Source organism: Streptomyces montanus, from assembly GCF_005786655.1.
Classification (GTDB): Bacteria; Actinomycetota; Actinomycetes; order Streptomycetales; family Streptomycetaceae; genus Streptomyces; species Streptomyces sporangiiformans.
In genome coordinates this window covers 1-14,410 of the sequence record NZ_VBZC01000036.1, presented here as the reverse complement: position 1 = coordinate 14,410, position 14,410 = coordinate 1, and the positions used below count along the sequence as shown (strand labels likewise).

The window sequence follows — 14,410 nt, the reverse complement described above, 5'->3', positions numbered from 1 at the left end:
CACTCATGGCGTGCGCCGGGTCAGACGGCCTGCGAGGCGATGTACGCGCCGCGCTTCTCCACGGCCATCTGGTAGAGCCGTCCGGCGCGGTACGAGGAGCGCACCAGCGGCCCGGACATCACGCCCGAGAAGCCGATCTGCTCGGCCTCGTCCTTCAGCTCCACGAACTCGTGCGGCTTGACCCAGCGCTCCACGGGGTGGTGGCGCGCGGACGGGCGCAGGTACTGCGTGATGGTCACCAGCTCGCATCCCGCGTCGTGCAGCTGCCGGAGCGTCTCGCTGACCTCCTCGCGGGTCTCGCCCATGCCGAGGATCAGGTTCGACTTGGTGACCAGTCCGAAGTCGCGGGCTTCGGTGATGACCTTCAGCGAGCGCTCGTAGCGGAAACCCGGGCGGATGCGCTTGAAGATCCGGGGGACCGTCTCGACGTTGTGCGCGAAGACCTCCGGGCGGGAGGAGAAGACCTCGGCGAGCTGGTCCGGCTCGGCGTTGAAGTCGGGGGCGAGCAGCTCGACCTTGGTGCGGCCGGACTCGCGGTTCGCGGTCTGGGCGTGGATCTGGCGAACCGTCTCCGCGTACAGCCAGGCGCCGCCGTCTTCCAGGTCGTCGCGGGCGACGCCGGTGATCGTGGCGTAGTTCAGGTCCATCGTGACGACGGACTCGCCGACGCGGCGGGGCTCGTCGCGGTCGAGTGCCGCGGGCTTGCCGGTGTCGATCTGGCAGAAGTCGCAGCGGCGGGTGCACTGGTCGCCGCCGATGAGGAACGTGGCCTCGCGGTCCTCCCAGCACTCGTAGATGTTGGGACAGCCGGCCTCTTGGCAGACCGTGTGCAGACCCTCGCTCTTCACGAGGTTCTGCATTTTCGTGTACTCGGGACCCATTTTCGCCCGGGTCTTGATCCACTCGGGCTTGCGCTCGATGGGGGTCTGGCTGTTGCGGACCTCCAGGCGCAGCATCTTGCGTCCGTCGGGTGCGACTGCGGACACGACCGGCTCCCTACAACTTTGATTCGTCGGCGTCCACCAGGGTACGCCCGTGCACTTTTCGGCCCTGCGTGTGGGCAACCTTCGGGACCGGGGGTGACATTCCCACGGCTTCTTCCGCCCCCGCCGCCCCTACCCGTCCCATCCCGTACCTGGGGGCTCCGCCCCCAGACCCCCGCATCGGCCTGAACGGCCTCGTCCTCAAACGCCGGACGGGCTGGGATCGTGCGGGTGGGTGGGTGCATGTCGGCCTGGACGGCCTTGTCCTCAAGTGCCGGACGGGCTGAGGGATGCCGGCCTCGGGCGCCGGAGGAGCTGATGGGCGGGGCTGTGTTGGAGAGTGCGCGTGCACGCGTACCCCGACCGGGCCGCAGCCGCCCGCGTACCGAAGGGGACGGGGCGGGGGTGTCCGCCCGCAGCGGATGGCGCGTCGACTCGGGTGCCTCTACCGGCTGACCGATTCCGCGCCAGACCGAGGACGGATACCCCCGTCGCGGCCCCGCCCCCACAGCGAACCTTGCGCACCCGCACCCGCACCTGCACCCGCACCCCCGCTCAGCCGGCGGAGGCCCGCGCCCCGCCCCACAGTGAACCGGACGCGCCACGGCCAACCGCCGTCAGGCAACCCGGCTGACCGCCGGAGGCACCCCGGTCAACCGCCGGAGGCAACCCGTTCGACCTCGCGCGGCCTCAGGTCCGCGTTCTCCAGTACCTCCCGCAAGTGTTTCTCGGCGACCGGCAGGACATCCGTGATCGTGATCTCGCGTGACAGCTCGTTCGTCAGGGACGTGACGCCCGCGTCGCGGATGCCGCAGGGGATGATCTTGTCGAACCAGACGTTGTCCGGGTTCACGTTCAGGGCGAAGCCATGCATCGTGACGCCCTTGGCGACGCGTATGCCGATCGCGGCGATCTTGCGGTCCTCACGGCGCTGGCCGGCGTTGGAGGGGGCGTACTCCGGGCCGTTGAGCCGCGGGTCGAACTCCTCGTCCTGGAGCCGCGGGTCGAAGTCCAGGGAGAGGCCGCCGAGCGCGGGCCGCCGCGCCACGGGGTCGCCGAGCACCCAGACGCCGCTGCGGCCCTCGACCCGGCTGGTCTCCAGCCCGAACTCCGCGCACGTACGGATCAGGGCCTCCTCAAGGCGGCGTACATGCGCGACCACGTCCACGGGACGCGGCAGTTTCTGGATCGGGTAGCCCACCAGCTGCCCCGGACCGTGCCAGGTGATCTTGCCGCCGCGGTCCACGTCCACGACCGGCGTGCCGTCGAGGGGCCGCTCCTCGGGCGCGGTGCGCCGGCCCGCCGTGTAGACCGGCGGGTGTTCCAGAAGCAGACACGTGTCGGGGACCTCGTCCTGGAAGCGGGCGGCGTGCACACGACGCTGCTCGTCCCAGGCCTCCTGGTACTCGACTGCGTCCGCACCGAAACCCATCCGGACGAACCGCAACTCACTCACGGCAAGCGCCTCCCTGGAAGTCCCTAGAGCCTCAGAAGCCTCGTTAGGCCAGAAGCCTGGTAAGGCGCATGCGCGCCCTGCGCCACTGTACGTCCGGTCGGCGACCGTCAGCACTGCGGCCAATCCTCACACGATCGGATGAATGCGCGGAGAAACGTGTGATGGGCTGCTCACGGAGCGCTACATTCGCGCCGTTGACAAGGCCATTAGGCCAATTTCCCCAGGCCTGGAAGGCAGGAGCTCGCACCGCAGATGACGGAACGACCCGCGCAGCGCACCCCCAACCGTCAGCTCGCCGCACTGATCGCAGAAGCGGGGTTCTCCAACGCGGGACTAGCCCGTCGCGTGGACCAGCTCGGTCTCGAACACGGGCTGGATCTGAGATACGACAAGACGTCGGTGACCCGCTGGCTGCGTGGTCAGCAGCCGCGCGGAACGACACCCGCGCTGATCGCCGAGGTGTTCACACGCCGGCTGGGGCGCAGGCTCACCGCGCAGGATCTGGGCCTCGACGCGTGCGCCCCCGTGTACGCGGGGCTCGAGTTCGCGGCCACCCCCGAGGAGGCCGTCGACATCGTCAGCGGCCTGTGGCGCAAGGACTCCGGGAGTCACGCGGAACTGCGCAAGATCGCGTTCACCCCGGCGGGGCTGGTCGTGCCGAGCCGGGACTGGCTGATCGGGCGGGCCGACGACCGGGTGGGCCGCGGCGAGGCGACGGTCGGCCGGGTCCCCCCGCAGGCGCAGGGCCGCCCCGCCGTGCCCCGGCAGCGCACGCAGACCGAGCGTCAGCCCGGCCAGCGGGTGTCCGCGGGCGACATCGCGGCGCTGCGGTCGGTCGGTGAGCTGTTCAGGGCCCTCGACCACGCGTACGGCGGCGGCCACGCCCGGCAGGCCCTCGTGCGTTACCTGGAGCACGAGGCGGAGCCCATGCTGCGCGGAACGTACGGGGAACAGACCGGGCGCCGGCTGTTCGCCGCCGCGGCCGATCTCACCCGTCTCGCCGGCTGGACGTCGTACGACATCGCCGCGCACGGCCTGGCCCAGCGGTACTTCGTCCAGGCGCTCCGGCTGTCGCAGGCGGCGGGGGACCGGCCGTACGGGTCCTACGTCCTCGTGACGATGAGCCGGCAGGCCGTGTACCTGGGCCACGGCCGGGAGGCGGTGCAGCTGGCCCGGGTCGCCCAGCAGGGTGTGGGTTCGTCCGCGCCGCCCGTCGTACAGGCACTGCTGCACGCGGCCGAGGCGCGGGGCCACGGGGTGCTCGGCGAGGTACGGGCCTGCACGTCCTCCCTCGTCCGCGCCGAGCGGGCGCTGGAGGCGGCCCGGCCCACGGACGACGTCCCGTACTGGGCGCGCTTCTTCGACGAGGCGCAGCTCGCGGACGAGTTCGGGCACTGTCACCGCGACCTCCAGCAGTACCGGGCCGCCGCCCAGCACGCCGAACGATCCCTCCAGCTCCGCGCCCCCGGATACGCCCGCAGCCGCCTCTTCTGCCGTGTCGTCCTCGCCACCGCGCGCCTCGGCCTCGGCGAACTCGACCAGGCCTGCCAGCTGGGCGCGGAGGCGGCGGCCCAGGCCGCCGAGATGCGGTCGGTGCGCGCCGTGGAGTACGTGCGCGACTTCGAGCGGCGGCTGGAGCCGTACCGGGACGCGGCGCCGGTGCGGGGGTACCGGGACAAGGTGGCGGCTCTGGGGTAGCGGCGGGCGTCGTGGAAGGGGGCGCGGGGGCGCAGGGCGCAGGCAGGGGCGCAGAGGTGGAGGTCCCGCCCCGCGACGGGCCTCCACCTCAGTCCTCACCCGCCCCTTCCCGGCAACGGACGGGAGGGGGCGCGTGGCGCGCGTTACGCGGCCCTGGGTAACGGGGCGGCGGCGTGTGCCGGGGTGATGCCGAGGTCCGCCAGCAGCGCCGCAGCGGCACGGTGACCGGAGTGCAGGGCACCTTGGACCGTGCTGGTGTCGCGGTGGTCGCCGCAGATGTACAGCCCCGCGAGGAGGCGGACGGGGCGGCGCAGGTCGTGCGGGGGCGGCATCGCGGGAACGGCGTCCGGGGTGTGGTGGACCGCCAGCAGCTCCCAGCGGAGCGTGGACGTGCCATAGAGGTCGGCCAGGTGGGCGCGTACGACCCGGTCGGCGTCCGGGGGCGGTGCGCCGAGGATCGTGGACGAGATCAGGGCGCGGCCCGCGGGGGCGCGGGACGGGTCGACCTGGCTGATGACGGCGGTGTGGGCCACCGGGCCGCGGCGGTCCGCGTCGAGGAGCAGCGCCGCCCCGGTCGACGGCGCCTCGTCGGCCGTGTGGTGCACCACCGTCACCGGGTGGAACGACGGCACGCGCAGGCCGGGCAGCAGCTCGGCGGCCGCGCGCGCTCCGGTCGCCAACAGGACGGCGCCGCAACGGATTTCACCGTGTTCCGCCGTGCTCACGGATGTCGTGGACACGGAGGTGACGTGCACACCGGTGTGGACCGTCCCGGGCGGCAGGCCGCCCGCGAGCAGCTCCGGCAAGGTGTCGGCGCCGCCCTCCGGCAGGCACAGACGCCCGGAGGCGAAGGCGCGCAGGGCGAGGTCCGCACACCGGCTGGACGTCGTCAGATCCGGGTCGCAGAGCAGCGCGGCCAGCAGCGGCCGCAGAAAACCCTCGACCGTACGAGCGGGCACCCCGCGCGCCGCCACCGCACGCCCAGCAGGCTGCTCCGGCCGCGCCAGCAGCCGCTCCACCGGCGCGGCCGCGATCCGGCCGAGGACGGCGGCGAGCCGTGCCTGGTCGACGGCGCCGCCGAGTGGCGGGAAGGCCCGCGACAGAGGTGGGGTGGTGAGCGGTGGGACGGCGGACTGCGCCGGCCACACGGCGGCACCGCCGCCGGGCGACTGGCCCGCCCGGCGGGCACCACGTGGCCTCCGAGGGGCCGTCACAAAGGCGCGTGCCGCGCCGAGTGCGCCCCGTGCGCCCCCGGCGCTCGCGAGTTCGCCCGCCCGGTGTGTGCGCCCGTCGGCGTGGACGAGAACGCCCGGGGCGAACGGGCGCAGGGCGAGGGCGTCGAGACCCGGAGTCAGGCGCAGCTCCGGATACGAGGTGGACAAGAGCTGACCGAGGCGGTCGAGTCGGAAGCCGTCGACCTTCTCCGTCGCCATACGGCCCCCCACACAGGGGGCGGCCTCCAGAACTACGGTCTTCACTCCTGCGCTGGTCAGCCGGTGAGCAGCCGAGAGTCCCGCGACCCCGGCCCCCACGATGACGACGTCCGCCTGATACGCGGGCTCAAGCACCTGCCCCTCCTCGAGGTCGCGCGGCTGCTGGAGACTGCATGCCCCCAACGGGCATCCGGAATACCCGAGTTCTGATCGAGGGTAGGGCCGCACCGCGACAGCGGCACTCGCGCATGAACAGGGCACGGGCGCACGCCGGTCGCATACGCCCGCTGCACCCCCTGACCACGCCGGCTCGCGAACGAACACGCCGCGCCCCCCGCGCCCCTTCAGGGGCGCGGCGAACTGCGCGACGAGCCACGACGGGCCTGTAGGCGATGTGCGGCTGGGGTGTGGGTGCAGTTGCGGCTTCGGGTGATCGCTTGGTCGAGGGTTGGGAGGGGGGCGCCCCTTTAGGGGCGCGGGGAACTGCGCGACCAGCCACGGCCGGCCCGCAGCCGAAGTACGACAGGACGCCGGCGGCGCAGCCGCAGCCGCAGCCAGAGCCGGAGCCCCCGGTCGCCGTCAGCCCCCGCTGCCGTTCAGCCCCCCGCCGCCCGGATCGCCTCATCGATGCCCGGGAACGCGAAGGCGAAGCCCGACTCCAACAGCCGTGTGGGTAGCACCCGTTGGCTCACCAGTACATCGCCCGCCAGTTCACCGAGTGCGAGCCGCAGTGCGGGGGCGGGCACCGCGAAGAGCGTGGGCCGGTGCAGCACCCGGCCCATCGCCGCCGTGATCTCCCGGTTGGTGAGCGGCTGTGGGGCCGTCAGGTTGAAGGGACCCGACAGCGCCTCCGTGTCGAGCAGATGCCGCAGCGCGGCCACCTCGTCGTGCAGAGCGATGAAGCTCCAGTACTGCCGCCCGTCGCCCATCCGTCCACCGAGCCCCGCCTTGAAGAGCGGGAACAGCCGCCCCCACGCCCCGCCCTGCGCGGACACCACCAGCCCGGTACGGGCGAAGACGGTCCTGATCCCGGCCTCCTCCGCGGGCGCCGCCGCCTCCTCCCACTCGGCGGCCATCGAGGGCAGGAACCCGTCGCCGGGCGGCGCGCTCTCGTCCACCGCCCGCTCGCCGGTGTCGCCGTAGATGCCGATCGCGCTGCCGTTCACAAAGACCCGTGGCGGCCGGTCGAGCGAGGCGACGGCCTCCGCCAGCGCGGACGTGCCCAGCACCCGGCTGTCACGGATCTTCCGCTTGTACGCGTCCGTCCAGCGGTGGTCGCCGATCCCGGCCCCCGCGAGGTTCACCACGGCGTCGCACCCGATGAGCCCGGCCGCGTCGACGTACTGCCGCTCGGGGTCCCACTCGATCTCGTCCTTCGCCCGGGGCGTACGGCGCACCAGACGTGTCACCTCGTGCCCGTCCGCGGTCAGTGAGCGGACCAGTGCCGCTCCGATGAGGCCGGACGCCCCGGCCACGGCGATTCGGGAAGCTTCCATGGCCCTATCCTGCGCCAACGTCCCCACGCTCAGCGCGCCGAGGGTGCCCGAAACACCGGACGGCGTCCCGTGTGTCCGCCGTACAGTGAATTCCATGCCCGTGCTGCACATACGCACCGCCCTGCCCGACGACGAGGACGAGCTGGGCCGTCTCGACCGCGCGACCTGGTCGTATCAGCACGCGGTCAGACCCCGGGACCAGCCGCCGTACGAGCCGTTCTTCGGCGATCGCTTCGGCCCCCGCGACCACCTCGTCGCGGAACTGGACGGACGCATCGTCGGCTATGTGCGCCTCGGTTTCCCCACCCCGCTCGTCTCCAACGCGCACGTACGGCAGATCCAGGGCCTCGCCGTCGCCCACGAGGCGCGGGGCAACGGCGTGGGCCGGGCGCTGATCCGCGCCGTCATCGCGGAGGCCCGCCGCCAGGGCGCGCTCCGTATCTCCCTGCGCGTCCTCGGCCACAACACCCCGGCCCGCAAGCTGTACGAGTCGGAGGGCTTCGTCATCGAGGGCGTCCAGCCGGGGGAGTTCTACCTGGACGGAGAGTACGTCGACGATGTGCTGATGGGGCGCGGCCTCTGAGCCCCGATCAGGACGCGCCGGCGTTCAGGACGTGACCAAGTCGCCCGTGTCCACGGGAGCCGTGGAGTTCGCCGCCCGCCGCGCGTCGGCCGCGACCTCGCCCACGGTCAGGACATAGCCCGTCTCGTCGTCGCTCGTGGAGCGGGCGAAGACGACGCCGTACACCTTGCCGCCGGTGGTCAGCAGGGGACCGCCGGAGTTGCCGGGGAGGACCGTGGAGCGGATGGAGTAGATCTCGCGCGTGACGGTGTCGGAGCCGTAGATGTTCTGGCCCGTGGCGTTGATCTTGTTCGCGACGGTGGCGGCCTGGAGGTCCAGGCCGCCGTCCTGGGGGTAGCCCGCGACCACCGCGGCGTCACCGCGGCCCGCGCTGTCGTCGAAGGGCAGTACGGGGGCCTTCAGACCCGGTACGTCCAGGACGGCCACATCCTTGTCGGCGTCGAAGAGGACGACCTTCGCCGGGTACGCCCGGCCCGTGCCGCCCACGCGTACGGTCGGTTCGTCGATGCCCGCCACCACGTGGGCGTTGGTCATCACGTGCTCGGACGCGTACACGAAGCCGCTGCCCTCGCGGCCCTGGGTGCCCGCGACGCCCTCGACCTTTACCGTGGAACGCTGCGCGGCCCGCGAGGCCGCCGCGGTGACGCTGTCCCCGGAGGGCTTGGCGACGGCCGTCGTCGGCTCGTTCTCGAACGGGTTGAAGACCTGCGGAAAACCCGCCTCCGTGAGCGCCGAGGTGGCTCGGGTGAACCACGCCGGGGTGGTCTCCGGCATGACGGACTGCACCGCGCCCAGCAGTGACGAGCTGCGGATGGCCTGGCTGACGACGGGTGAGGCGGACGCGGCGAGGACGCTCGCGGCGACCCACGACACCAGCAGCACGGCCACGGTGTTGGCCGCGGCTCCGCCCACTCCGTCGACCACGCGCAGGGAGCCCTGGTCCAACTCGCGCCGCAGCCGCAGGGCCAGACGCCCCGCCAGCTCGTGTCCGACCACGGCCGGCAGCAGCACCGTGAACACCGCCGTGATCGTGGCCTCCGTGGTCCCCGCCGTCACCAGGTCCATGACCCAGGGCAGCAGCCATACGCCGATGACGGCACCGCCCACGAAGCCGGCCAGCGACACACAGCCCGCCACGAGCCCGCGCCGGTAGCCGGACGCCGCGTAGACGAGGATCACCAGCAACAGCAGGATGTCGAGCAGGTCCACTGAGCACCCTTTCTCTTGGGCCCCCTAGTACGCGCGGTGCGGGCCCAGTGATCAAGGCACGTACCCGGGGAGCCCGGTATCCGGCCACGCGTGCGAGGGATCCGGAATCCGTCCACGCATGCGTGGAACTGTAAAAACGTCGCGGACCGGGACGTTGGTTCCACCGGGTGGCACAGCACACATCGCGGACGGCGCGGGTGTCCCGGAGAGTGGATCTCATGCGTGTCTTCCGTGCACCGCTGCCCCAACGCGCCCTGGACGCGCTGCGTAAGGTCCGCGCGGAATGCGCACGGAGCGTGCGGCGGGCGTCGGCCGCGCTGCGCCTGCCGCGGGTGCCGCGAGCGGTGCGTATCACGCTGATCTGCCTTCCCGGCCTCGCGGCCGTCGCCGCGCTTGTCCTCTGGGCCGTCGGGGGCGACGGCACGCCGTCGGGTGCGCCGCGTGCCGTCGCCACCCGGGACGTCCCGGAGCACCGGGCCGCGCGGCCCGCCATCGTGCCCAGGGACAGATGGCTGGGCGACGGCGGGTACCAGCGCCCGCCCGCCCGGTACGCCGACCGTGTCCACGCCGTGTTCGTGCACCACACCAACTCGCCGAACGACTATGACTGCGCCGACACGCCCCGCATCATCCGTTCGCTGTACGTCGGGCAGGCCGGCGCCCGACGGTGGGACGACATCGGCTACAACTTCGTCGTCGACCGCTGCGGCAGGATCTACGAGGGTCGCGCGGGCGGGATCGAGCGGGCCGTCGTCGGGGCGCACACCCAGGGCTTCAACGTGGGATCGACGGGGATCGCGGCGCTCGGAACCTTCACCGACGGAGTACCGGTCCCGCAGGCCATGACCGACGCCATCGCCGCCGTCGCCGCCTGGAAACTCGGCCTGTCGGACATCGACCCGCGCGCACCGGTACGGATGGTCTCGACGAACAGCATGAGCAAGTACGCGGCGGGCACCACCGCGACCTTCCTCGCCGTCTCGGGCCATGCCGACGGCTTCCACACCGCCTGCCCGGGCGCCGCCCTGACGGCCCGCCTCCCCGCGATCCGGGAACGGGCCGCCCGCCTTCAGGGCAGGCCGCGTAGCCCGTAGCCCATAGCCCGTAGCTCACGACGGGCACGCCGGTTCACAGGCACACCACAGGCCGCTCAGGGAGCACCCCGAGGCATGCCTCCTAGCGTCGAAGCACGCACTGACCGGAGGTGGGGATCATGAACAGCCGCAAGAAGCAGCAGTCCCGTGGGACGTCCCTGTGGGTGCGGGCCGCGCGGAGCCCGTGGACCGTGGCCTGTGTGGTGGCCGCCGTAGTGGTGGGACCGTCCGCCGTCACCGCGTCCGCGCTCGACCGGGCCAACGCGGCACCCCCGCTGCACGGCGCGCCGAGGACCGGCTCGCTCACTCCGGACGCCGGTTCCGCGACCGCCCCGCACGCGCCCGCCTGGTGAGACCCGGCCCCGGGACCTCCAGTCGGGTCAGTCGGCCCAGTCGGCTCAGTCGGCGAACCGGTCCCACAGCCGCGGAAAGCGTTCGGCCAGCACCTTCTGGCTCTCGAGGTCGAGCGGCGCGCCCAGCGGCTCCGGGGGCGCGGGCGGGATACCGAGGTCAGGGGCGACCGTGCCGGTGAGCTGCTCGTACGCCTCGTCCGCCGCGTAGCCCAGCTCCTCGCCCTCCCCGTCGACCTCCATGTCGAAGTCGGGCAGGAGCTCGGCGAGCAGGTCGGGCTCGTGCACCGCACCCTCGTACACCTCCCGCCCCTGCCCGATCAGCCAGCAGCGGAAGAAGCCGAAGGCGTCGTCGCTGGCCCCGTCGAGCAGGATCCACGCCGCGCCCCACAGATCCCAGGTGTAGGCACGGTTGTAGCGGGCCTCGAAGTGACGGGCGAAGTCCAGGACCGACTCCGGGTCGAGCTGGAGGAGTCGTTCGACCAGCACGTCGGCCTGCTCCTCGGGGTCGCCCTCGGCGGCCTCGCGGGCGGTGTCCACCAGCTCCCAGAACTCCGTCTCGTCCATCACGGCACCAGCATCGGGCCTCCACCCGGCCCGCGCACCCGGGGACGTGCAGATCGTTATGCGCGCACATGCCGAAGGAAAGCCCGACAGTAGGTGTCCGCTTTCGGCGAGATGCTCGTCGCATGGAGAACACAGAGCCACTCGAAGGAAAGATTGCCCTGGTCGCGGGCGCCACGCGCGGTGCCGGGCGGGCCATGGCGGTGGAGCTGGGACGCGCCGGAGCCACGGTGTACGCGACGGGACGGACGACCCGCGACCACATGAGCGAGGTCGGCCGGTCCACCGAGACCATCGAGGAGACCGCCGAACTGGTCGACGCGGCCGCCGGAACCAAAGGCCGGGGCATCGCCGTGCCGACGGACCACCTGGAACCGGACCAGGTGCGGGCCCTCGTTGAGCGCATCGACCGGGAACAGGGCCGCCTCGACATCCTCGTCAACGACCTCTGGGGCGGCGACGTCCACCTCGACATGGGGGCGAGCGAGCAGCCGAACATGTGGGAGATGGATCTGGCCAAGGGGCTGCGGGTCCTGCGCCTCGGCATCGAGTCGCACATCGTCACCAGCCACTGCGCGCTGCCGCTGCTGGTCCGCAACCCCGGCGGCCTGCTCGTCGAAGTCACCGACGGCACCGAGGAGTTCAACCGCCAGTACCGCAAACCGTTCTTCTACGACCTCGCCAAGACGACCCCGATCCGTATGACGCACGACCTTGGAGAGGAGCTGAAGGAGTACGGCTGTACGGCCGTCTGCCTCACACCGGGCTGGCTGCGCTCCGAGGCGATGCTCGACAGCGCCTTCCATGTCACCGAGGAGAACTGGCAGGACGCCTGCGAGCAGGCCCCGCACTTCGCCATCTCCGAGTCGCCCACCTACATCGGTCGGGCCCTGGCCGCTCTCGCCGCCGACCCCGACGTGGCGCGCTGGAACGGGCAGTCGCTCTCCAGCGGCGGACTCGCCCAGGAGTACGGCTTCACGGACGTCGACGGCTCGGCCCCCGACGCCTGGCGCTACCTCACGGAGGTCGATCAGTCGAGCGGGTCCGCGGACGTCACGGGCTATCGGTGACCCGCGTGTAGTACCCCGCCGTCCGGGCCGCGGCCTGCGCGAACCGCTCCCGCAGCGCGGACGGCTCCAGGACCTCCACCTCGGGTCCCAGGGAGAGGAGCTGGGTGTACGCCACGTCGTGCGACTCGACCGGCAGCGTGAGCGTCACCCGGCCCTCGTCGTCGGGCGGCCCGGCAGCGGCCAGCGCCTCCTGCGCGGAGACCGGATCGACGGCGTACTTCAGCTGCCGCGTCCCCGCCTCCGACAGCCGTATCACCACCGTCGCCCGCAGGATCGAGCGCGCGAACTGCGCCGCCCGCTCCTCCCAGAAACCCGGCAGGTCGAAGCCCTCGTCGCGGACGAAGCGCTCGTCCCCGGACTCCACCGCCGTGAACCGGTCGATGCGGTAGACGCGGAAGGAGCTGGGGTCGGGGACCCGGGCGCACACGTACCAGAGGCCCGCCTTGAGCACGAGGCCGTACGGCTCCAGCTCCCGCTCCACAGCGGTCTCCTGACGCCGGTAGCGGGCGGTGATCCGGCGGTCGTCCCACACCGCTTCCGCGACCGCGGGCAGCAGCTCGGGCGTCTTCGGCTCGGCGAACCACGCGGGCGCGTCCAGATGGAAGCGCTGCGCCGCCGTGTGCGAGGCGTCCCGCAGGGAGGGGAGCAGGGCGGCCGACACCTTGAGCCGGGCCGCCGAGGCGGCGTCCTCCAGTCCCATCTCCCGCAGCGCCCCCGGCACCCCGGACAGGAACAGCGCCTCGGCCTCGCTGCGGGCGAGGCCGGTGAGACGGGTGCGGTAGCCGCCGATGAGCCGGTAGCCGCCGGTCCGGCCCCGGTCCGCGTACACCGGGACGCCGGCCTCCGACAGGGCCTGCGCGTCCCGGGTGACCGTCCGCTCGGACACCTCCAGCTCGCGGGCGAGTTCGGCGGCGGTCATGGAGGGACGGGACTGGAGCAGCAGCACCATCTTGATGAGCCGGGCAGCACGCATGGGGACATGATGCCCGGGGGCGACGGGATGGGTTTCGCCCCCGCCGCCCCTACCCGTCCCATCCCGTCCCTGGGGGCTGCGCCCCCAGACCCCCGCTGATCGGCCTTGCGGCCTCGTCCTCAAACGCCGGACGGGCTGAAAATCAGCCCGTCCGGCTTTGAGGAGCGGGGATCCAGGGGGCGGAGCCCCCTGGCCTCACAGGCCGTACCGCTCGCGCGCCTCCTTCACCGCCGACGCCTGGGCCTCGCCGCGGCGGGCGAGTTGGGCCAGGGCCGCGACGACGACCGACTCGGCGTCGACACCGAAGTGGCGGCGGGCCGCCTCACGGGTGTCGGAGAGACCGAAGCCGTCCGCGCCCAGCGAGGAGTAGTCCTGCTCCACCCACTGCGCGATCTGGTCCGGGACCTGACGCATGTAGTCCGAGACCGCGAGCACCGGGCCCTCGGCGCCGTGCAGCACCTGCCGGACGTACGGCACGCGCTCCTCGCCGCGCAGCAGCGCCGCGTCCGCCTCCAGCGCGTCACGCCGCAGCTCGGTCCAGGACGTCGCGGACCACACGTCGGCGGCCACGCCCCACTCCTCGGCGAGCAGCTTCTGCGCCTGGAGGGTCCAGTGGATCGCCGTGCCGGAGGCCAGCAGCTGGATGCGCGGTGCGTTGGCGGCCTGAACGTCGAGCCCCGCCGACTCCGCCGTGTTGAAGCGGTACAGGCCCTTGACGATGCCCTCGTCGACGCCGGGCGCGGCGGGCTTCGCGGGCTGCGGCATCGGCTCGTTGTAGACGGTGAGGTAGTAGAAGACATTCGGGTCCTCGCCCGGCGCGGCCTCGCCGTACATCCGGCGCAGACCGTCCCGCACGATCGCCGCCACCTCGTAGGCGAACGCCGGGTCGTACGTCAGCGCCGCCGGGTTGGTCGCGGCGATGACGGGGGAGTGGCCGTCGGCGTGCTGCAGGCCCTCGCCCGTCAGCGTCGTACGGCCGGCCGTGGCGCCGACCAGGAAACCGCGGCCGAGCTGGTCGCCGAGCTGCCACATCTGGTCGGCCGTGCGCTGCCAGCCGAACATCGAGTAGAAGATGTAGAAGGGGATCATGGCCTCGCCGTGCGTCGCGTACGACGTGGACGCGGCGATGAAGTCCGCCATCGAACCGGCCTCGGTGATCCCCTCGTTGAGGATCTGGCCGTCCTGGGCCTCCTTGTAGTACATCAGCTGGTCGCGGTCGACCGGCTCGTACGTCTGGCCCTTGGGCGAGTAGATGCCGAGCGACGGGAAGAGCGACTCCATGCCGAAGGTGCGCGCCTCGTCGGGGACGATCGGCACCCAGCGCCTGCCGGTCTGCTTGTCGCGGACCAGGTCCTTGACCAGACGGACGAAGGCCATGGTCGTCGCCACGCTCTGCGAGCCGGAGCCCTTGTCGAACGAGGCGAACGCCTTCTCGGCGGGCGCGGGCAGCGGCGCGAGCGCGTGCGTGCGGCGGGCCGGGGCCGGGCCGCCGAGGGCCGCG

13 protein-coding genes are annotated in these 14,410 nt (G+C 72.5%); 5 read left to right on the top strand and 8 right to left on the bottom strand.

From position 1 onward, the window contains the following. Positions 1-20: 20 nt before the first annotated feature. Both lipA and lipB read right to left on the bottom strand, forming a co-directional pair. Complete coding sequence (gene lipA, locus FE633_RS28635) at positions 21-986, bottom strand: lipoyl synthase (protein WP_138048076.1); 966 nt, start codon at positions 984-986, stop codon at positions 21-23. A gap of 649 nt (positions 987-1,635) precedes the next feature. Further along, the gene (gene lipB / locus FE633_RS28630; protein WP_138048075.1) at positions 1,636-2,439 is read right to left on the bottom strand and encodes a lipoyl(octanoyl) transferase LipB; all 804 of its coding nucleotides are present in this window, start codon (positions 2,437-2,439) and stop codon (positions 1,636-1,638) included. Between the two features lie 252 nt (positions 2,440-2,691). Here lipB and FE633_RS28625 point away from each other — a divergent pair, with 252 nt between their 5' ends. After that, positions 2,692-4,137, top strand: coding sequence for an NsdA family TPR-like regulatory protein (locus FE633_RS28625; protein WP_138048074.1), 1,446 nt, complete (start codon positions 2,692-2,694; stop codon positions 4,135-4,137). Between the two features lie 143 nt (positions 4,138-4,280). On the opposite strand, the gene FE633_RS28620 is transcribed toward FE633_RS28625, so the two are convergent. Continuing rightward, positions 4,281-5,705 carry an NAD(P)/FAD-dependent oxidoreductase gene (locus FE633_RS28620; RefSeq protein WP_138048073.1) on the bottom strand — a complete coding sequence of 475 codons (1,425 nt, stop codon included), beginning with the start codon at positions 5,703-5,705 and terminating at the stop codon, positions 4,281-4,283. Positions 5,706-6,166: 461 nt separating this feature from the next. Further along, positions 6,167-7,066, bottom strand: a complete 900-nt coding sequence (locus tag FE633_RS28615) for a TIGR01777 family oxidoreductase (RefSeq protein WP_138048072.1) — start codon at positions 7,064-7,066, stop codon at positions 6,167-6,169. A gap of 94 nt (positions 7,067-7,160) precedes the next feature. Here FE633_RS28615 and FE633_RS28610 point away from each other — a divergent pair, with 94 nt between their 5' ends. Continuing rightward, entirely contained in the window at positions 7,161-7,649 is a 489-nt protein-coding gene (locus tag FE633_RS28610; RefSeq protein WP_119104917.1) for a GNAT family N-acetyltransferase, read from the top strand. A 24-nt stretch (positions 7,650-7,673) separates the two neighbouring features. On the opposite strand, the gene FE633_RS28605 is transcribed toward FE633_RS28610, so the two are convergent. Next, entirely contained in the window at positions 7,674-8,858 is a 1,185-nt protein-coding gene (locus FE633_RS28605; RefSeq protein ID WP_138048071.1) for a MarP family serine protease, read from the bottom strand. A 218-nt stretch (positions 8,859-9,076) separates the two neighbouring features. On the opposite strand from FE633_RS28605, the gene FE633_RS28600 reads away from it, so the two are divergent. Together FE633_RS28600 and FE633_RS28595 are read left to right on the top strand one after the other, a co-directional pair. Next, a complete protein-coding gene (locus FE633_RS28600; RefSeq protein ID WP_138048070.1) occupies positions 9,077-9,952 on the top strand; it encodes a peptidoglycan recognition protein family protein in 876 nt (291 codons plus the stop codon). A gap of 119 nt (positions 9,953-10,071) precedes the next feature. Further along, complete coding sequence (locus tag FE633_RS28595; protein ID WP_138048069.1) at positions 10,072-10,305, top strand: hypothetical protein; 234 nt, start codon at positions 10,072-10,074, stop codon at positions 10,303-10,305. A gap of 45 nt (positions 10,306-10,350) precedes the next feature. Here FE633_RS28595 and FE633_RS28590 read toward each other — a convergent pair whose 3' ends face one another. Beyond that, a complete protein-coding gene (locus FE633_RS28590; protein WP_171060162.1) occupies positions 10,351-10,869 on the bottom strand; it encodes a DUF4240 domain-containing protein in 519 nt (172 codons plus the stop codon). Positions 10,870-10,991: 122 nt separating this feature from the next. On the opposite strand from FE633_RS28590, the gene FE633_RS28585 reads away from it, so the two are divergent. Continuing rightward, positions 10,992-11,936, top strand: a complete 945-nt coding sequence (locus FE633_RS28585) for an SDR family oxidoreductase (RefSeq protein WP_138048067.1) — start codon at positions 10,992-10,994, stop codon at positions 11,934-11,936. Here FE633_RS28585 and FE633_RS28580 read toward each other — a convergent pair. Next, a complete protein-coding gene (locus tag FE633_RS28580) occupies positions 11,920-12,909 on the bottom strand; it encodes a helix-turn-helix transcriptional regulator (protein ID WP_138048066.1) in 990 nt (329 codons plus the stop codon). The genes FE633_RS28585 and FE633_RS28580 overlap by 17 nt on opposite strands. A 195-nt stretch (positions 12,910-13,104) precedes the next feature. Next, a partial coding sequence (locus tag FE633_RS28575) for a transketolase-like TK C-terminal-containing protein (protein ID WP_425473238.1) occupies positions 13,105-14,410 on the bottom strand: 1,306 nt, incomplete at its 5' end.